General features: G+C 71.6%; 17 protein-coding genes and 1 pseudogene. 4 read left to right on the forward strand and 14 right to left on the reverse strand.

The annotated features are described in order from the left end of the window. The 3 genes from KBX50_RS21105 to lysS form a co-directional block, all read right to left on the reverse strand. The coding region (locus KBX50_RS21105; RefSeq protein ID WP_146605600.1) for a Clp protease N-terminal domain-containing protein at positions 1-127 on the reverse strand (127 nt) is incomplete at its 3' end. A gap of 436 nt (positions 128-563) precedes the next feature. After that, positions 564-914 (reverse strand): Lsr2 family protein, encoded by a 351-nt coding sequence (locus KBX50_RS21110; RefSeq protein WP_093409819.1) that lies wholly within the window; start codon positions 912-914, stop codon positions 564-566. A 112-nt stretch (positions 915-1,026) separates the two neighbouring features. Further along, positions 1,027-2,535: a lysine--tRNA ligase gene (gene lysS, locus KBX50_RS21115; RefSeq protein WP_210939116.1), complete on the reverse strand. Its 1,509-nt coding sequence runs from the start codon at positions 2,533-2,535 to the stop codon at positions 1,027-1,029. A gap of 91 nt (positions 2,536-2,626) precedes the next feature. Between lysS and KBX50_RS21120 the strand changes: the two genes are divergently transcribed. Further along, positions 2,627-3,367 carry a class I SAM-dependent methyltransferase gene (locus KBX50_RS21120; RefSeq protein ID WP_210939118.1) on the forward strand — a complete coding sequence of 247 codons (741 nt, stop codon included), beginning with the start codon at positions 2,627-2,629 and terminating at the stop codon, positions 3,365-3,367. 223 nt (positions 3,368-3,590) lie between these two features. Here KBX50_RS21120 and KBX50_RS21125 read toward each other — a convergent pair whose 3' ends face one another. The 7 genes from KBX50_RS21125 to KBX50_RS21155 all read right to left on the reverse strand — a co-directional run bounded on the left by KBX50_RS21125 (position 3,591) and on the right by KBX50_RS21155 (position 10,373). After that, positions 3,591-4,349 (reverse strand): type III pantothenate kinase, encoded by a 759-nt coding sequence (locus tag KBX50_RS21125; protein WP_210939120.1) that lies wholly within the window; start codon positions 4,347-4,349, stop codon positions 3,591-3,593. 19 nt (positions 4,350-4,368) lie between these two features. Further along, positions 4,369-5,265 carry a carboxylating nicotinate-nucleotide diphosphorylase gene (nadC, locus tag KBX50_RS21130; RefSeq protein ID WP_210939122.1) on the reverse strand — a complete coding sequence of 299 codons (897 nt, stop codon included), beginning with the start codon at positions 5,263-5,265 and terminating at the stop codon, positions 4,369-4,371. After that, positions 5,262-6,956 carry an L-aspartate oxidase gene (locus KBX50_RS21135; protein ID WP_210939124.1) on the reverse strand — a complete coding sequence of 565 codons (1,695 nt, stop codon included), beginning with the start codon at positions 6,954-6,956 and terminating at the stop codon, positions 5,262-5,264. The genes nadC and KBX50_RS21135 overlap by 4 nt, the downstream gene beginning before the upstream one ends. Positions 6,957-7,017: 61 nt before the next feature. Then, positions 7,018-7,914 (reverse strand): septum formation family protein, encoded by an 897-nt coding sequence (locus tag KBX50_RS21140; protein WP_210939126.1) that lies wholly within the window; start codon positions 7,912-7,914, stop codon positions 7,018-7,020. A 162-nt stretch (positions 7,915-8,076) separates the two neighbouring features. Then, positions 8,077-8,496: an aspartate 1-decarboxylase gene (panD, locus tag KBX50_RS21145; RefSeq protein WP_210939128.1), complete on the reverse strand. Its 420-nt coding sequence runs from the start codon at positions 8,494-8,496 to the stop codon at positions 8,077-8,079. A 27-nt stretch (positions 8,497-8,523) separates the two neighbouring features. Then, complete coding sequence (panC, locus tag KBX50_RS21150) at positions 8,524-9,372, reverse strand: pantoate--beta-alanine ligase (protein WP_210939231.1); 849 nt, start codon at positions 9,370-9,372, stop codon at positions 8,524-8,526. Between the two features lie 38 nt (positions 9,373-9,410). Then, positions 9,411-10,373, reverse strand: coding sequence for a Rossmann-like and DUF2520 domain-containing protein (locus tag KBX50_RS21155; protein WP_210939130.1), 963 nt, complete (start codon positions 10,371-10,373; stop codon positions 9,411-9,413). A gap of 109 nt (positions 10,374-10,482) precedes the next feature. On the opposite strand from KBX50_RS21155, the gene KBX50_RS21165 reads away from it, so the two are divergent. Further along, on the forward strand, positions 10,483-11,862 hold the full coding sequence (locus tag KBX50_RS21165) for an SAM-dependent methyltransferase (RefSeq protein ID WP_247674148.1): 1,380 nt from the start codon (positions 10,483-10,485) through the stop codon (positions 11,860-11,862). A 37-nt stretch (positions 11,863-11,899) separates the two neighbouring features. After that, positions 11,900-13,081, forward strand: a complete 1,182-nt coding sequence (locus KBX50_RS21170; RefSeq protein WP_210939132.1) for an NADH-quinone oxidoreductase subunit D — start codon at positions 11,900-11,902, stop codon at positions 13,079-13,081. A 46-nt stretch (positions 13,082-13,127) separates the two neighbouring features. Here KBX50_RS21170 and KBX50_RS21175 read toward each other — a convergent pair whose 3' ends face one another. The 4 genes and pseudogenes from KBX50_RS21175 to KBX50_RS21190 form a co-directional block, all read right to left on the reverse strand. Next, positions 13,128-14,780, reverse strand: coding sequence for a hypothetical protein (locus tag KBX50_RS21175; RefSeq protein ID WP_210939134.1), 1,653 nt, complete (start codon positions 14,778-14,780; stop codon positions 13,128-13,130). A gap of 159 nt (positions 14,781-14,939) precedes the next feature. Continuing rightward, positions 14,940-15,941 carry a glycine betaine ABC transporter substrate-binding protein gene (locus tag KBX50_RS21180; protein ID WP_210939136.1) on the reverse strand — a complete coding sequence of 334 codons (1,002 nt, stop codon included), beginning with the start codon at positions 15,939-15,941 and terminating at the stop codon, positions 14,940-14,942. 261 nt (positions 15,942-16,202) lie between these two features. Further along, positions 16,203-16,936 (reverse strand): annotated as a pseudogene (locus KBX50_RS21185) (ABC transporter permease). Further along, positions 16,933-17,619 (reverse strand): ABC transporter permease, encoded by a 687-nt coding sequence (locus KBX50_RS21190; RefSeq protein ID WP_210939138.1) that lies wholly within the window; start codon positions 17,617-17,619, stop codon positions 16,933-16,935. The pseudogene KBX50_RS21185 and the gene KBX50_RS21190 overlap by 4 nt, the downstream one beginning before the upstream one ends. Positions 17,620-17,621: 2 nt before the next feature. On the opposite strand from KBX50_RS21190, the gene KBX50_RS21195 reads away from it, so the two are divergent. Continuing rightward, complete coding sequence (locus KBX50_RS21195) at positions 17,622-18,617, forward strand: ABC transporter ATP-binding protein (RefSeq protein ID WP_210939140.1); 996 nt, start codon at positions 17,622-17,624, stop codon at positions 18,615-18,617. Positions 18,618-18,699 lie beyond the last annotated feature (82 nt).

The raw sequence follows: 18,699 nt of genomic DNA on the forward strand, positions 1-18,699 counted from the left end.
CCTCACCCTCATGGATCAGGCCCAACAGGATGTGCTCCGTACCGATGTAATTGTGGTTGAGCATCCGGGCCTCTTCCTGGGCCAGGACGACAACCCGTCGCGCTCGGTCGGTGAACCGCTCGAACATGCCCTCGTGCTCCTCACGTGCCGTGCGCACTCGATCTTGGTGGTCAAGACTCTCGGCGGGGCCGGATACGCGAGCGCCCGGGACGGGCGTCCGCGCCTCATTACTCTATCGCCGCGAGCCGACTCGGCTGACCTCGTGTGTCTGCGTCGTAGGCCCGGTACGCGTCGTTTTGCACAACCATCCACGCTCAACGGGTGTTCCGGGCATGGTCTGTGTACGCGCAGAGCGAAATTCGACCCGGCGGCCGGGGCCTCCCGGGAGCGCCGCACGGGGCGCCCCGGCCCGGGACGGCACCGCCACGGCACCATCCACAGGTTGTGGACAAGACATCCACCGGCTGTGGACAACATGCGGTGAGCCCCGAATAGTCCCGACGACGACGCCGGCCCGGAGAGTGTCTCCGGGCCGGCGTCGTGGCCGCTCTTGGTGGCTGGTCTCAGTGACCGGCCTTCGAGTGGTACTCGTCGACGATCTCCTGGGGGATCCGACCTCGGTCCGAGATGTCCTTGCCCGCCTTGCGCGCCCAGGCCCGGATGGCCTTGTTCTGCTCACGGTCGGCGGTGGCGCCACCGCGCCCACGGGCAGCCCGGCCACCGACGACCACACCGCCGCGACCGACCTTGGTGCCGTGAGCGATGTACGGGGCGAATACCTCGCGCAATTTCTCTGCGTTCGAACCTGACAGGTCGATCTCGTACTGAACACCGTCGAGCGCGAACTTGACGGTCTCGTCCGCGTCCCCGCCGTCCAGGTCATCGACCAGCTTGTGAATGATCTGCTTGGCCATGCCACATTCCTTTCGAGCAGGGCTGATCCTGCCAACTGCACAAGCACAATAACCCGTCAGATGCTTGCCGCGTCAATAGGATGCGGTAACGAGGCGGTAAGTTTTCGTACGACTACTCGGGGCGAACCAAGGGGAAGAGGATGGTTTCCCGAATTCCCAGGCCGGTCAGCGCCATCAGGAGGCGGTCGATTCCCATTCCCATGCCACCGGCCGGCGGCATTCCATACTCCATCGCGCGGAGAAAGTCCTCGTCCAGTCGCATCGCCTCGTCGTCGCCCCGGGCGGCCAACTGCGCCTGGGCCATCAGGCGTTCCCGCTGCACCACCGGGTCGACCAGCTCGGAGTACGCGGTGCCCAGTTCGAAACCGAGCACGTAAAGGTCCCACTTCTCCGCCAGGCCCGGCTCGCTGCGATGGGAGCGGGTCAGCGGACTGGTCTCCTCCGGGTAGTCGCGCACGAAGGTGGGCGCCTCCAGGCCGGGTACGACCAGTTCCTCGAACAGTTCCTCGGCGAGCTTGCCCGGCCCCCACTTCGGGTCGACGGCCAGGCCCACCTTGTCGGCGTACTCAACCAGGCGCGCCCGCTCGGTGTGCACCGTGACCTCCTCACCGAGCGCCTCGGAAAGCACACCGAAGAGAGTGACCGAACGCCACTCGCCACCGAGGTCGAACTCCCGACCGTCAGCGTGGGTGACCACCGTCGATCCGGAGACCGCGATCGCCGCCCGCTGGACGAGATTGCGGGTCAACTCGGCCATCGTGTTGTAGTCGCCGTACGCCTCGTACGCCTCCAGCATGGCGAACTCGGGCGAGTGCGAAGAGTCGATGCCCTCATTACGGAAGTTGCGGTTGATCTCGAAGACCCGCTCGACGCCGCCGACCACGGCACGCTTCAAAAACAGTTCCGGCGCGATTCGAAGATACAGATCGGTGTTGAGCGCATTGCTGTGGGTCACGAAAGGCCGGGCCGCCGCACCACCGTGCAGCAACTGCAACATCGGGGTCTCCACCTCAAGGTAACCCTCGCCGTGCAACGAATCGCGCAGACTGCGCAACGTCGCCGCCCGAGTACGCACCATGTGCCGCGCCTGCGGACGGACGACCAGATCGACGTAGCGCTGCCGGACCCGGGCCTCCTCGCTGAGCGGCTTGTGCGCCACCGGGAGGGGGCGCAAGGCCTTGGCGGTGACCGCCCACTGCTCGGCCAGCACCGACAACTCACCCCGGCGGCTGGTGATCACCTCTCCGCTGACCCCGACGTGGTCACCGAGATCCACCAGGCGCTTCCAGGCTTCCAGCCGATCCGCGCCGACCCGGTCCAACGACAGCATGGCCTGCAGTTCGGTGCCGTCGCCGTCGCGCAGGGTGGCGAAGCAGAGCTTGCCGGTGTTCCGCACGAAGATCACCCGGCCGGTGACCGAGACCCGGTCGCCGGTGGCGGTGTCCGTCGGCAGGTCCGCGTACCGCTCGCGCAGCTGGCTCAGCGTGCTGGTACGCGGGTAGCCGACCGGATAGGGCTGCACACCGTCGGCGAGCATCCGGTCCCGCTTCTCCCGGCGGACCTTCATCTGCTCGGGAAGGTCGTCGGCGGGGTCGACTGGCACGGGGCTCTGATGGGTCACGGCACGCTTCCTCAGCGGGAGAATTCGGGCGGGGTCAAGCCCCGAGCGTACTCAAACGCCCCGGGGACCGTTACTGGATAGCCTGCCGGTCATGACCGACCCCACCCAGGCCCTCTCCTTCGGCACCGCCGCCGCCGAATACGACCGCTACCGTCCCCGCTATCCAGCGGCGGCGCTGCGCTGGGCGCTCGTCGGCATCGACGCTCCCGCGCAACTTGTCGATCTGGGTGCCGGGACCGGCATCCTGGCGCGCGGGCTGCTCACCCTGGGGCACCGGGTGACCGCCGTCGAGCCCGACCCCGCGATGCGGGCCCAGCTGACGTCGCTCGACGGCGACGCGCTCGCTCTGGCCGGCAGCGCCGAGGCGATGTCGCTGCCCGACGGGTACGCCGACGCCGTCCTCACCGGGCAGGCGTACCACTGGTTCGACCGGCCGCGGGCGCACGTGGAGATCGCCCGGGTGCTGCGGCCCGGCGGGGTCTTCGCGCCGGTGTGGAACCTGCGGGACGACGCGTGCGCCTGGGTGACCGAGCTGAGCCGAATCGCCGAGATCGGCGACACCGTCGAGTACCTGCGGCAGAGCGTGACCGACTTCGGCGACTCCTTCACCAGCCCGGAGTGGGCCGAGTTCACCCACACCACCACGCTGACCCCCGACGAACTGCTCGGCCTGGTCCGCACCCGCTCCCACTACCTCACCGCCACCCCCGCCCGCCGAGCCGAGGTCGACCGCCAGGTCCGCACCCTGCTGCAAACCCACCCCGACCTGGCCACCAGAGAGACCATCACGCTCCCCTACACCACCCTCGTAGCCCGCGCCCGGAGAACCTGAACCACTCACGCACGAGACCGCGACAGACGGACGGCCCCCCACCCACCACCACAGACCCCACCCTCAGCGGACGGATGACGCGTACCCACCGAAGGGTTTCCGGGCAGCCCGACCGGCGCAGGGATCAAGCCTGACCGCCCGGAGCCGGTCGGGCTGCCCGGAAACCCCACCGCGACCACCGAAGCTGCCCGGAAACCCCACCGCAAGAAAGAGCGAGAAAGCGTCAGACGTTCCGCTCGTACACCATGCGCAACCCGATCAGCGTGATCATCGGCTCGTGATGCGTGATCGTCCGGCATTCGTTGAGCACCAGCGAGGCCAGCCCGCCGGTTGCGATCACCGCCTTCAGCTCGCCCATCTCGGCGGCCATCCGCTCCACGATCCGGTCCACCTGACCGGCGAAGCCGAAGTAGAGGCCAGCCTGGAGGCACTCGACGGTGTTCTTGCCGATCACCGAGCGGGGCCGGGTCGCCTCGACCTTGCGCAGCTGGGCGGCGCGGGCGGCGAGCGCGTCGAAGGAGATCTCGATGCCCGGGGCGAACGCACCGCCGAGGAACTCGCCCCGGGCGCTGATCACGTCGAAGTTGGTGGTGGTGCCGAAGTCGACGACGATGGACGGCCCGCCGTAGAGGGTGTACGCGGCCAGCGTGTTGACCACCCGGTCCGCGCCGACCTCCTTCGGGTTGTCAATGGCGAGCTGCACCCCGGTACGTACGCCGGGCTCGACGATGACGCTCGGCAGCTCACCGTAGTAGCGGGTCAGCATGGTCCGAAGCGAGCGCAGGGCCGCCGGGACCGTCGAGCAGGCGGCCACGCCGGTGATCTCGACGGCGTCACCGGCGAGCAGCCCCCGGAACATCAGCCCCAGCTCGTCGGCGGTCGAGCGGGCGTCGGTCTTGATCCGCCAGGAGTGCACCAGCTTGTCGCCGTCGAAGGTCGCCAGCACGGTGTTGGTGTTCCCGATGTCGATGCAGAGCAGCACGCACGCAGCCTAGACGGGTTCACTCCGTCCGCAGGTCCAGGGCGATGTCCAGGATCGGTGAGGAGTGGGTGAGCGCGCCGACGGAGAGGAAATCGACGCCGGTGGCGCCCACCGCCGCCGCGTCGGCGAGGGTCAGCCCGCCGGTCGCCTCCAGCTCGGCCCGGTCCCCGACGGCGGCGACCACCTCGGCGAGCACGGCCGGGGACATGTTGTCCAGCAGAAGAAAGTCGACGCCGGCCTCGACCGCCTCCACCGCCTCGGCGAGGGTGTCCACCTCCACCTGCACCGGCACGTCCGGGAACGCCGCCCGGACCCGCCGGTAGGCAGCGGCGACGCCGCCCGCCGCGAACTTGTGGTTGTCCTTGACCATGGCGACGTCGTGCAGGCCCATCCGCTTGTTCGTGCCCCCGCCGGCCCGGACCGCGTACTTCTCCAGGGCCCGCAGTCCCGGGGTGGTCTTGCGGGTGTCCAGGACCATCGCCTTGCTGCCGGCCAGCGCGTCCGCCCAGGCCCGGGTGTGGGTGGCCACCCCGGACATCCGGCTGAGCAGGTTGAGGGCGGTGCGCTCGGCGGTGAGCAGCACCCGGGTGGGTCCGGTAACCGTGGCCAGCACGTCCCCTCGGGCCACCCGCTCGCCGTCGCGGGCCACCAGCGAGACCTCGACGGTACGCCCGATCCCGGTACTCTCCGCGGCCAGTTCGAACACGGCGGCGGCGACCGCCAGCCCGGCCACCACGCCGTCGGCGCGGGCCACCACATCGGCGGTGTCCGTCTGGGTCGCCGGGATGGTGGCGACGCTTGTCACGTCGAGCCCGTCCGGACCGAGATCCTCGACGAGCGCGTTCTCGATGATCCGGCGCACCTGCTCCGGGTCCAGTCCGGCCGCCCGCAGCAGCCGTACCGTCTCGCTGGTCATCGCGTCTCCTCCCACCGGGTGGTCAACCGTCCCTGCTCGCCGACGGCACCGATGAGGTGGCCGTGCCACCGCTCGTCGGCCACCGGGAAGTCCTCCCGCCAGTGGCAACCCCGGGTCTCCCGGCGGGCGTACGCGGCGGCCACCAGCGTGGCGGCCACCGTGAGCAGGTTCGTCGCCTCCCAGTCAGCGGTACGCGGTGTGCCACGAGCAACGCCCAACTCGACCAGTTCGGCGGCGGTCGCGGCGAGCGTCGCGGCCGAGCGGAGCACTCCGGCGCCCCGGGTCATCGCCCGCTGCAACACCGGCGTCGCCGCGGCGGGCAGCAACCAGCCGCCCTCCCCACGCCACGCTCCGGTGTCCGCCGGGCGGGCCTGCTCGGGGAGACCGGCGGCGATGTCGTCGGCGATCCGTCGGGAGAAGACCAGCCCTTCCAGCAGCGAGTTGCTGGCCAGCCGGTTCGCGCCGTGCACGCCGGTGCAGGCGACCTCGCCGCAGGCGTACAGACCTGGGATCGAGGTCCGACCGTGCAGGTCGGTGCGGACCCCGCCGGAGGCGTAGTGCGCGGCCGGTGCCACCGGGATCAGGTCGGTTCCCGGGTCGACCCCGATGGCCAGGCACGACGCGACGATTGTGGGAAACCGGCGGGCCAGGAAGTCGCCGCCGAGATGGCGGGCGTCGAGGTGGACGTGATCGTCACCGGTGGCCAGCAGCACCCGGTGGATGCCCTTGGCGACCACGTCCCGTGGCGCCAGTTCGGCCAGTTCGTGCTGGCCGAGCATGAAGCGTTTGCCGTCGGCGTCCACCAGGTGCGCGCCCTCGCCCCGCAACGCCTCGGAGACCAGCGGCTGCTGGGCGTGGCCGGCCCCGGGCTCTCGGGAGTGTTCCGGCACGATCAGCGCGGTCGGATGGAACTGCACGAACTCCACATCGGTGACCGCCGCACCGGCCCGCATCGCCAGGGCGACCCCGTCGCCGGTGGAGACCGCCGGGTTGGTGGTGGCCGCGAAGATCTGCCCCATGCCGCCGGTGGCCAGCACGACCGCGCGGGCCAGCAGCGCACCGACACCGTCCTCACTGCCCTCACCGAGCACGTGCAGGGTGATCCCACACACCGCACCGAGCCCGTCCGGACCGTCACCGGTGGCGCGGAGCAGATCCAGCACCAGCGCGTGCTCGACGAGCCTGATCCACGGGTCACGGCGCACCGCTTCGTGCAGTGCCCGCTGCACCTCCGCACCCGTCGCGTCGCCGCCGGCATGCACGATGCGGTCGGCCCGGTGCCCACCCTCCCGGGTGAGCATCAACGAGCCGTCGGCGTTGCGGTCGAACTCGGCACCGAGGCGCATCAGTTCCCGCAGCCGGGTCGGCCCCTCCTCCACAAGTACGCGGACCGCCGCCGGGTCGCACAGGCCCACGCCGGCGATCTCGGTGTCGGAGGCGTGCATGGCCGGGGTGTCGGTCGGGTCGAGTACCGCGGCGATGCCGCCCTGTGCCCACCGGGTCGATCCCTCGTCGATGTCGACCTTGGTGACCACGGTGACGTGCAGGCCCGCCTCACGCAGGTGCAGCGCGGCGGTCAGCCCGGCCACGCCGGAGCCGACCACGATCACGTCCGTGGTCTCCACCCAGCCGGGTGCCGGGGCGGCCAGCCGGTTCGGCAGCGCCGGCAGGCCGACGGTCGGTAGGTCCATGCCCACAGTCAACCCGAATGGCTTTCGTCTCGGGCGGTGGGGGCGGGACGAGTGGTTCCCGCTACTTCGTCCGGACCGGTAGCTCGCCCGGGCCGACTCCCTTGAGCGTCCCGGTCACCCGACGGTCGCTGAGCCACAGATAGCAGCGGATCCCCCGATCGCCCACCCGCCACCGACCGGCGCTTGGCGGACGCACCACCACGTCGGTACGGAAGACCAGGTCGTCGTCGTCTGGCAGACCGGCGAAGCGGGCCAGAACCGACCGGCAACCCGCGTAGAAGGGTGCCCACTGCGCGCTGCGCGTCGGATACGGGCGGTCCGGGGCCGGCCAGACCCCGGCGAACTCGGCGTCGTGGCGCTCGGTGCACGGCACCGGAACCAGTGTCTGCACCACCCCACCCCCGCCGGTGCGCGTCCGCTGGCAGCCCAGTCGCAGCGCCGACGCCGTCCGCAGCACGTCACGCAGCGAGCCGGTCCGCAGCACGACCTTCGCACCCGCCTCGACCGTGTCGACCTCCATCAGGTCGCAGCGGTACCAGCGCGAGCCGGCCGCCCAGCCCGGCTCCGACGGCACCGCGACCGCCAACCGGAGCCGTCCGGCCCGCCAGTTGTCACCGACGTAGCCGGTGGCCCGGTTGTCACACTCGACGAAGGCGGTACGCAGTTCCGCCGAGCTGGTGGACGGCGGTTGAGTCCGGTCGGCGGGGAAGGTGCCGACGTGCACCGTCTCCACCCGGTGCGGCGCGGCGCAGTCCACCGGCGCGTACGCACCGAGCGGCACCACCTCGGCGAAGTCGGCCTCGTGACAGACCCCGGCGGCCGGGGTGAAGGCCCCGGGCGGCGGCAGCGCGGCCCAGTCGTCCACCAGGTTGCCGTCCAGCCCTCCGGTCGAGCCGCAGCCGGCCAGCAGCGCCGCCACGGTGAAGACGGTGACCAGGGTCCTCGTCGCATACTGCATGGCGCCGCCTCCCCCAGTCAGCGGCCGTCCCCCGACGGCGCCTTCAGGGTAACCAGAAATGACCTTCCGGTGACAGACCGGAATCGCGGCGCGATCGTCGCCGCCGGTCCGAGAGGTCGCCCGGGCAGGCGCCGACGAAGCCTGGCCGCCGGGCGGCCCCCGTTACACCGACAGCGGGTTCGGCACCGGGGTGCCGGCGGTGCCGGGCGCGGCTGTCGACGGGTCGGCACCGAGGTCGACGACCCTGTTGTCCGCGTCCACGTGCACCACCCGGGGGCGGTACGCACGAGCCTCGGCATCGTCCATCTGCCCGTACGAGATGAGGATGATCAGGTCGCCGGGCTGCACCAGGCGGGCTGCGGCACCGTTGATGCCGATCACCCCGCTGCCCCGCCGGCCCGGGATCACGTACGTCTCCAGCCGGGCGCCATTGGTGATGTCGACGATCGCCACCTGCTCACCGGGGAGCAGGTCGGCGGCGTCGAGCAGATCCTCGTCGACGGTCACCGAGCCGACGTAGTGCAGGTCCGCCTGGGTCACCGTGGCCCTGTGGATCTTGGACTTGAGCATCGTGCGGAACATCGGGACGCCTTTCGCGGGTATGTGTGGTCAGGAAGCCGGGTCGAGTCGGATCGGAGCGTTGTCGATCAGTCGGGTGGCGCCCACCCAGGCCGCCACGAGCAGTCGGGCCGGGCCGCGTACCGGCCCGGGCTCCAGATCCGGGTCGGTGAGCACCAGGTAGTCGAGCCGCGCTCCGGAGTCGCCGGCGCCGAAGGCCACGTGCGCGGCGGTCAGGACCGCCGCGGCGTCACGACCAGCCGCGGCTGCCTCGGCACCGGCCCGCAACGCCCGGGACAGGCTCAGCGCCACCGAGCGCTCGGCCGGCGAGAGGTAGCGGTTGCGGCTGGACAGGGCGAGGCCGTCCGGTTCCCGGACCGTGGGCACCCCGATCACCTCGACCGGCACGTCCAGGTCCCGGCACATCCGTCGGACCAGGGTCAACTGCTGGTAGTCCTTCTCACCGAAGAAGGTCAGGTCCGCGCGGGTGAGCTGGAGCAGCTTCAGCACCACGGTGAGCACGCCGTGGAAGAAGCCGGGCCGGCTCAGCCCTTCCAGATCCTCACCGAGCGGCCCCGGATTGACCCGAACCACCGGCTCGCCGCCGGGGTACATCTCCCCCACCGGGGGAGCGAAGACCAGGTCGGCACCGGCCCGCCGACACACGTCAAGATCAGATTCGAGAGTACGCGGGTAGCGGTCGAAGTCCTCGTTCGGCCCGAACTGCAGCGGATTCACGAAGATTGTCACGATCACGTGGTCGGCGCGCGCTCGGGCCTCCCGCAGGAGGGTCTCGTGTCCCTCGTGCAGCGCGCCCATGGTCATCACCACCCCCACCGTCCCGGTGCGGGCGGCTCGCGCCCGGGCCAGGTCGGCACGGGTGTGCACCAGTTCCGTCACGTGATCCACCTCGCTCGACACCTGTCCTCCGCCGACGGTCACGCCGCCACCCCGCTCCGGTAGTCGTCCAGGACGCCGAGCAGTGGGGCCACGTCACCCGGACGCAGCCGACCGGCCGCGACAGCCCGATCGGCGGTACGCCGCGCCAGCACGAGGTAGGGCTCGACCGACTCTGGTGCGGTGGCGGCGAGCTGCGCCAGGTGCCGCCGCACCGTACCCGCGTCGCCACGCGAGACCGGGCCGGTCAACGCGTCGTCACCGAGGCGCAACGCGTTCTCCAGCGCGGCCCGCAGCAACGGGGCGAGCACCTTCTCGGGCTGACCCACCCCGGCGTCACGCAGCCGGTCGGCCGCCTCGTTGACCAGGGTCACCAGGTGGTTGGCACCGTGCGCCAGCGCCGCGTGGTACAGCGGTCGGTCCGCCTCGGCGATCCACTCGGGCACCCCACCGAGGTCGACCACCAGACGGGCGGCCAGCGGGCGCAGGTCGGCCAGCGCGGTCACCCCGTATGAGATGCCGGGCAGCCGGCCGAGGTCGTCGGGCGTACCGGCGAAGGTCATCGCGGGATGCAACGCCAGCGGTCGGGCGCCGGCCGCGCTGGCCGGCGCCAGGACCGCCAGACCGTGCGCCCCCGACGTGTGCGCGACCACCTGGCCGGGACGCAGCGCGCCGTCGGCGGCCAGACCGGCCACCACCTCGGTCAACGCGTCGTCCGGCACGGCGACCAGCAGCAGATCGGTGGCAGCCCGAGCGACCTCGGTGGCGGACCGGCGAGGGACGGTCGGCAGCAGCAGTGCCAGGCGGGCCCGCGAGGCACCGGACGCCCCGCTGGCGGCGACCACCCGATGGCCCGCCGCGGCCAGCGCGGCGCCCAGGGTGGCACCCACCCGCCCGGCGCCGATGACGCCGACAGTGAGCACGGAAGCGGTGGCGACCTGGGTCGATGCCACGGTCGCGGGCCGCCGACGGGCGGCCGAGTCGGTGCGCAGCGGTGCGCTCATGTCACGATCCAGTCCTCGAGACGGGGTACCGGTCGGGGCAAGTATGCGTCGCTGACGCGGATCTGAAACAAGGATGTGTGAAATCGTTCACCGGTGTGAGGAGGGCCCCATGTCGATGCGCTGGCGCGAGGCGATGCGGCAGGCGCTCTACGGACCCGAGGGCTTCTTCGTCTCCGGCACCGGGCCGGCAGCCCACTTCCGGACCAGCGTTCATGCTTCCCCGATCTTCACCTCCGCGCTGCTCCGCCTGATCCACCAGCTCGACGCCACGCTGGGCTTTCCCGACCGCCTCGACGTGGTGGATGTGGGGGCTGGGCGGGGTGAACTGCTCCACGCTCTCGCTGTTGGGGTTTCCGGGGAGCCCGCCCGCGCCGGGCGGTCAGGCTTGATCCCTGCGCGGGCGGACTCCCCGGAAACCCGGACCACCACGGCCGCCGTCCGCCTCGGCCCGGGTGGTGTCTCGTTCGGATCCGTCGATTCGTCGCCCTCCGCGCCGGTTCCGCTGGCTCGGCGAGTACGGTTCACCGCCGTCGAACTCGCCCCGCGCCCTGCCGATCTCCCCGACCAGATCACCTGGACGAACGAGATCCCCACCAGCATCACCGGCCTGCTCCTGGCCACCGAGTGGCTCGACAACGTCCCCCTCGACCTGGCCACCCGCACCGACCACAACTGGCACTACCTCCTCGTCGACCCCACCACCGGCGCCGAGACGACAGGCGAACCGATCAGCCCCGCTGACCTCCACTGGCTGACCACCTGGTGGCCCACCCCGACCGACCAGCCCCCCAGGGGGCGGACAGTCGCGGACGGCCCGGATCTCCCACCACAGACCGAAACGGACGGGTCGGACCCGACCACGTCGGGTATCCGGGCAGCCCGGCCGGCGCAGGGATCAAGCCTGACCGCCCGGAGCCGGCCGGGCTGCCCGGAAACCCCCACGGACGGCACGCCCACGGACGGCACCCCCACGGACCGCGTACCGCCGATGGGGCGGGCGGAGATCGGGCGGACCAGGGACGTGGCATGGGCTGACGCCCTGAGGCGCGTCGACCGAGGGCTGGCGTTGGCGGTGGACTACGGACATCTGCGTGCGGAGCGGCCGATCGACGGGACGCTTACCGGGTACCGGGCTGGGCGGCAGGTGCCGCCGGTGCCGGACGGCTCCTGCGATGTCACAGCCCACGTCGCCATGGACTCGGTCGCCTCCTCCGGTGAACGGGTCGCCCGGTGCGCGTACGTCCTGACCTCGCAGCGGGAGGCGTTGCGAGCGCTCGGGGCCGACGGCGGACGACCGGCGTTGAGCCTGGCCTCCAGCGACCCGGCCGGCTACCTGCGGGCGCTGGCCACCGCGTCGGCGGCGGCCGAGTTGACCGACCCGGGCGGCCTCGGCGGCCACTGGTGGCTGTGGCAGCCGGTGGGACTGCGCGCCGACCAGCTGCCGTCTCTCGCGGCCCTGACCGACGGTGCCGACGGGCGGCGCGGCTGATGGGCGACCACCGCCAGTCCCGGCGGTTCATGGCACGATGGCGGGCATGACCACGGGCGAGCTGCGCGAGCTGACCGTTGGCACCGGCGCCGGGCTGGTGGCCGGCACCGGCGGCGAGCAGCTCGGCGCGGACATGGTGCTGAACATCGGACCGCAGCACCCCTCCACGCACGGCGTGTTGCGGCTCAAGCTCGTGCTCGACGGCGAGCGGGTGCTCGCCGCCGAACCGGTCGTCGGCTACATGCACCGGGGTGCCGAGAAGCTGTTCGAGGTGCGCGACTACCGGCAGATCATCGTGTTGGCCAACCGGCACGACTGGCTCTCGGCGTTCGCCAACGAGCTGGGCGTGGTGCTCGCGGTGGAACGGCTGATGGGCATGGAGGTCCCCGAGCGGGCCACCTGGCTGCGGATGGCGCTCGCCGAGTTGAACCGGGTGCTCAACCACCTGATGTTCCTCGGTTCGTACCCGCTGGAGATCGGGGCGATCACTCCGATGTTCTACGCCTTCCGGGAACGCGAGACGCTCCAGGCGGTGCTGGAGGAGGTCTCCGGCGGGCGGATCCACTACATGTTCAACCGGGTCGGCGGCCTGAAGGAGGAGGTGCCGGCCGGCTGGACCGGTCGGGCCCGGGCGGCCATCGGTGAGGTACGCCGCCGGATGCCGGACCTGGACAACCTGATCCGCCGGAACGAGATCTTCCTGGCCCGTACCGTCGGGGTGGGGGTGCTGTCGGCGGCCGACGCGGCGGCGTTCGGTGCCTCCGGTCCGGTCGCCCGGGCCTCCGGACTCGACCTGGACCTGCGCCGGGACGAGCCGTACCTGGCCTACGACCAGCTCGACGTGCCGGTGGTGACGAAGACGGCCGGCGACTGCCACGCCCGCTTCGAGGTGCTGCTCGACCAGGTGTACACCTCGCTCGATCTGGCGGAGCAGTGCCTGGACCGGGTCGACCAGCTCACCGGGCCGATCAACACCAGGCTGCCGAAGGTGCTCAAGGCACCTGAGGGGCACACGTACGCCTGGACCGAGAACCCGCTCGGCATCAACGGGTACTACCTGGTCTCACGGGGCGAGAAGACGCCGTGGCGACTCAAGTTGCGCACCGCCTCGTACGCCAACGTGCAGGCCCTGGCCACCCTGCTGCCCGGCTGTCTGGTGCCGGACCTGATCGCCATCCTCGGCTCGATGTTCTTCGTGGTCGGCGACATCGACAAGTGACGGCCCCTTTCCGGTGCCACTGGCGGGCGGCGGCAGCGTCCCGGGGTCAGCGCCAGCGGCCAGCGCCGCTTTCGTACGCGGCCGGGCCGTGGTCAGGCTCCTCCACGCGGTGCCGGCGGCCATACGGCTCCCCGGTCGCACGCTGTCCCCGCGCCGATTCGGGCTGATACCCGTACGCCGGCTCCGGCGGATAGCCGCGCGCCGGATCGGGCTGGTAGCCGCTAGCTGGTTCAGGCTGGTGACCGCGCTGACGGGGCGGGCGCCACTCCTGCGGCACCGGCACCCCACCGGCGGGTAGCGCCGGACGGCTCTCCGGCTCACCCCAGGCGTCCCGCCACGCGTCGTCGCTCGCCGCCTCCCGGCGTGGCTCGTCACGACGTACGCTCGCCCAGCGGTCCGCCATCCGGTATTCGGTGCCGCTCGGGTCGGCATGCAGCTCGGCCCGGCGTTCGCCGACGCGCAACTCGCGGCCCCGGTCGTCGTCGCGTACCGCCGCCCACCGGTCGCCGGCCCGCAGCTGCGCCCAGTACTCACCGGTGTCGTCCGCCCGGTGCCCCCGGGCCGCCGGCACCGGGTCGGCGGGGGCCTCCCAGCGCTGGTCACCCGCGTCCCAGCCCCGGTCGTCGCGCGGGCTCCAGTTGCCGTCCCGGTCCGCCGAGGGCCCGTCCGGATAGCCGGAGCCGCCGTCGCGGGCGGCGGACCACTCGTCGTGCGCGGCGGACCAGCGACCCTGCTCCCGCGATGGGGACCAGGAGCGTTCCTCTTCGCCGGGTGAACCGGACCAGGAACGCTCGTCGTCGCGGGACGATCCGGACCAGGGGCGCTCCTCCTCCCGGGCTGCCCCGGACCAGGAACGGTCGTCGTACCGCTCCGCACCGGACCAGCGGTGGCCGTCGTCCCGGCGGGCACGGTCCTCGCCGTCGGACCACGAGTGGTCGTCCCGGTCAGTGCCGCGCCCCTGCCCGTGCTCCCCGGGCTGCGCTCCCGACCACGCCGACGAGTATCCGCCGTACCGGCCGCCGGACTCGCCCACGATGGTGTGCCGGGTGGTGACGTGCACCGTCTCGGTGTGCCGGACCATCCCGAGCGGCCTCGACGCCGGCTCGCCCGGACGCGTGTCCTGCTCCGGACGGACCGGCGAACCGTAGACACCGGCTGAGCCGCTGGCCGGGCGATCGTTGCCGGGCCGGGAACGTTCCCCGCCGTACCCACCGACCGGGCCGTGACCGGGCTGGGCCGTGCCATAGACCCCGGCCTGCGCGGCCGGCCTCGGCGGAGCCTCCGGGGCCGGCACCCGGGCCCGGCCGGGGCCGGGTGGCTCGTCGTTCGTGACCGCGTCGACGCTACCCGCGTCGATGCGCCGACGTACCCCGACCAACGCCTCCTGTACCCGCTGGACCTCGTCGAGCGCCTGGTTACCGCGCTGGGCGGCGGCCACGATCTCACCGCGCAGCTCCCGCCGCAGCTCGTCGACCTCCGCCCTGAGTTCCTCGGCGTGCTGTCCACCGCCGTCTGTACGCAGCGTGATGGAGAGCCCGATCAGCACCACAGCCAGGATGGCCAGCACCGCGGCGAAGCGCAGCGGCCCGTTGCCGTCAGCGACCAGCAGGATCAGCACTGCGACGGGAGCCAGGGCCACACCGCCCCAGAAGAGCACGGTGAGCAGCTTGCGCGTATCGGCGGGCACCGGGGCGGGCATGGCTCCGCAGCCTACCGAGAGTTGCGTCACGTGGGAACGGCTTGACGGCAGGTCTCCGATGCGAATACCACCGGGGTTACCGCTGAGCGGTTACGGCCGGCACACGACGTGGCACCCCGGCCGAGTCGGCCGGGGCGCCATCGCGGTTGGCGCGGCTGCTCAGCTCTGCGCGTACGCCGCGTCGGTAGAGAAGACCAGGCCGACGCTGATCGTGCCGTTGCGCAACGCGGTCTTGGTCAGCGGGCCACCTCCGTCGAGCGAGGAGAACGAGCCGACCGCGAGCCCATAGGTCTGCTCCAGACCGGGCTTGCAGAACGGACGCTCCTGACACTCCGGCGGGCCACCCAGCACCGTCGCCGTACCCGAGCACTTCTCGGCCAGGTCGGACAGGGTCCGCACGCCGTACTTCTCGGCGAACTCCTGGGTCACCGCGAAGGCGTTCTGGGTCTGTGCCGCTGCCGGCGCGCCGAAGGTCAGGCCGACCTTCTCGCCCAGGCCACGCAGCGCGGTGACGGTCTTGTCGACGTCCGGCGAGGAGACCGGCTGGCCACCGCTGTTCACCTTGCCGTTGAGGAACTCGGCGAGGGTGGCCGCGTACTCCGGGACGACCTGGATCTCGCCCTTCTCCAGCGCCGGCTCGTACAACTCCCGGTTGCCGATCTGCTGCACGCTGGCCTGGTAGCCCGCGGCCGCCAGCTGGATCTTGTAGAGCTCGGCGATGATCTCGCTTTCGGTGAAGTTGCCCGCCCCAACCGTGATCTGCCCGCCCGGTCCCTGCTCCACACCGTCGGTCAGCGAGTTGGCGTCGGCGAACTCCTGTGCCGCGGCCTGGGCGCTCTTGCGGTCGACGTCGACCGCCTTGTTGAGCTGAATCAGCTTCGGCGTGTCGAGCACTGCGGAGACCTTGTCGAGCGCGGCGATCAGCTGCGGGGTCGCCACCTCGCTGTTGACCGCCGGAATGATGTTGTCGGCGTTCTGCAGTGACTTGTCGTCTTCGAGTGCGATCAGCTGCTCACCGGCCACCGGCGCACAACCCTCACCGGAGGCACCCTGCTCGGGCGCCTCGGTGCCGGACGAACCAGCGTCGCCGCAACCCGCCAGGACCGCCGCCGCCGCGACAGCCCCCACGACCGCGATGGACAGTCTTCTACCTGCGCGCATCAGCCCGCCTTCCGTGTCCCGGCGCGGCCCGGGTGGGCCGGCCGCGTGTCCGACGGGCGATCCGCCCTCCGGCCGCCCGCGTTTCCACCCAACATCCTGACGCGGCCCCCCGACAACCCGAGGAGGCGTTCGTCACCGGAACGTCACCCATTGGGGTCATCGCGGCCGGGCCGGTGCCCCCGCAGGTGGCGTCGACCGCGCGTCCGGCCCGATGGGCCGGGGTGTTCGGTCCCGTGGTCTTCGATTGAGGGGGTCCCCTGGTCAGGAGCCGGCGACGGCGTCCGCCGCACGTCGCCCGGCACCACGCCGGGCGCGGCGCAGCGGGCGGGGGTGACCAGCCGTTCGACGAGGGCGAAGAGCAGTTCGACGCTGACCGCGAGCCCGGCGACCAGTAGCCCGCCGGCCAGGATCTGGCCACCACCGACCGCGATGCTCAGGCCGAACCCGAACCGGATGATCTCACCGAGGCCACCCCCGTTGACGAAGGTCGCCAGCGCCGCGGTGGCGACCACCTGGACGGCGGCGGTGCGAAACCCGGCCGCGAGATAGGGCACCGCGAGCGGCAGTTCCACCCGACGTAACACCTGCGCCCCGGTCATGCCCATGCCACGGGCCGCCTCCCGGGTCTGTGGATCGACCTGCCGCACCCCCGTGTACGCGTTCGCCAGCAGCGGCGGCACGGCGAAGACCGCCAGCGCCACCACCACCGCCGGCCGGCCGAAGCCGAGGAAGGTCAACGGAAGAATGGTGAGCAGGGCCAGCGTGGGCACCGCCAGGGTCAGGTTGGAGACGAGCACCACCAGTTCGCCGCCTCGGCCGGTGTGTCCCAGCCACAGACCCAGCGGCCAGGCCAGCAGGCAGCCGACCAGCACCGCGGCGGCCGACATGCTGACGTGCTCGCCGAGCCGGTCCAGGATGCCGCCCGGGTTCGTCCAGTTCAGCGGATCGTTGAGCCAGACCACCGCCTGGGACACCGGATTCGCCGCGGCGCTCATCCGGTCCGCCCGCGAAGCCATGGGGTGAGCAGCCGGCCGGCCCCCACCAGGAGCAGGTCGAGCACCAGCGCCAGCAGGACGCAGAGCAGCGTGCCGGTCATGATCTGGGCCTTGTAGAGGTTGTTCTGGAAACCGGCGAAGATGATCTGCCCGAGCCCGCCCCGCCCGATCACCACACCGACGGTGACCAGGGCGACCGTGGACACCGTGGCCAATCGCAGTCCGGTCAGGATGCCGGGTAGCGCGAGCGGCAACTCGATCCGCAACAGTCGTCCCCAGCGGCCGTACCCCATGCCCTCGGCCGCCTCGCGGACCTCCGCCGGCACCTGGTTGAGCCCGGCCACGGTGTTTCGGACGATCACCAGCAGCGCGTACAGCACCACCACGCTCAGCACGGTCGCGACACCGATGCCCAGATAGGGTGCGACGAATGCGAACAGGGCCAGGGAGGGAACCGTGTAGAGCACCCCGGTCAGTGCGAGAATCGGCCCGGTGAGCGGCCGGAACCAGTACGCCACCACCGCCAGCGGGACGGCGATCAACGCGGCGATGAGCACCGCCCGGAGGGTCAGCGTGGCGTGCTCACGCAGGGCGTTGAGCACGGTTTCCGAGTTGTCCCGCAGGTACTGCCAGGAGAACCACGGGTTACCCGGATCAGCCCGGTAGCTCAGGCGGAAGGACATACGTGGACGTTACCCCGGGTGCCGACGGCGATCGACGTGCCGCGTCGATCACCCTCGACGGCATCGGCAAGCGCTACCCGGACGGCACCGAGGCCGTCCGCGAGCTCAGCCTGCATGTCGATGAGGGCGAACTGGTCGTGCTGATCGGTCCCTCCGGTTGCGGCAAGTCGACCGTGCTGCGGATGATCAACCGGCTGATCGAACCCACCGAGGGCCGGATCCTGCTCGGCGAATCCGACGTCACCCGGGTCGACCCGGTGAAACTACGCCGCCAGATCGGCTACGTCATCCAGAACGTCGGGCTCTTCCCGCACCAGACGGTGGCCGCCAACGTCGCCACCGTGCCCCGGCTGCTCGGCTGGGCCGCCGGTTCCGTCAAGCGCCGGGTCGAGGAACTGCTGGAACTGGTCGGTCTCGATCCGGCGCAGTTCGGCCGGCGCTACCCCCACGAACTCTCCGGCGGCCAGCGGCAGCGGGTCGGGGTGGCCCGGGCGCTCGCCGCCGATCCGGTGGTGCTGCTGATGGACGAGCCCTTCTCCGCCGTCGACCCGATCGTGCGCACCCGGCTTCAGGAGGAGTTTCTGCGGTTGCAGGCGGAGGTACGCAAGACCATCGTCCTGGTCACCCATGACCTGGACGAGGCCGTCCGGCTCGGCGACCGGATCGCGGTGCTCTCCGAGGGCGGCCGGTTGGAGCAGTACGACACCCCGGCGGCGCTGCTCGGCGCCCCCGCCACCGGCTTCGTCCGCGAGTTCGTCGGAGCCGACCGGGGCATCCGCCGGCTGGTCGTCACCCCGGTGACCCGGGACGTGCTCGATCCGCTGCCGGTCGACGGCGTGGCGGACCTGCCATCGGTGCCGCTGGGCGGGTCGGCGTACGACGCGCTGGCCGTGCTGCTCACCGCCGCCGGTGGCCAGGCCGTGGTCACCGAGGACGGCCGCCCGGTCGGCACGCTCAGCCGGGAACGCATCCTGACACTTACGGATTCGGCCGGCTGAGTGCCGCGCGGGCGTCGCCCGGCTGACGGCTGGGCAGGGCGTGGCCGGTCGTCCGGCACCGGGTACGGCCGGGCCCGTCGTG

It is taken from the genome of Micromonospora sp. C51 (assembly GCF_018070435.1).
Classification (GTDB): domain Bacteria; phylum Actinomycetota; class Actinomycetes; order Mycobacteriales; family Micromonosporaceae; genus Micromonospora; species Micromonospora sediminimaris.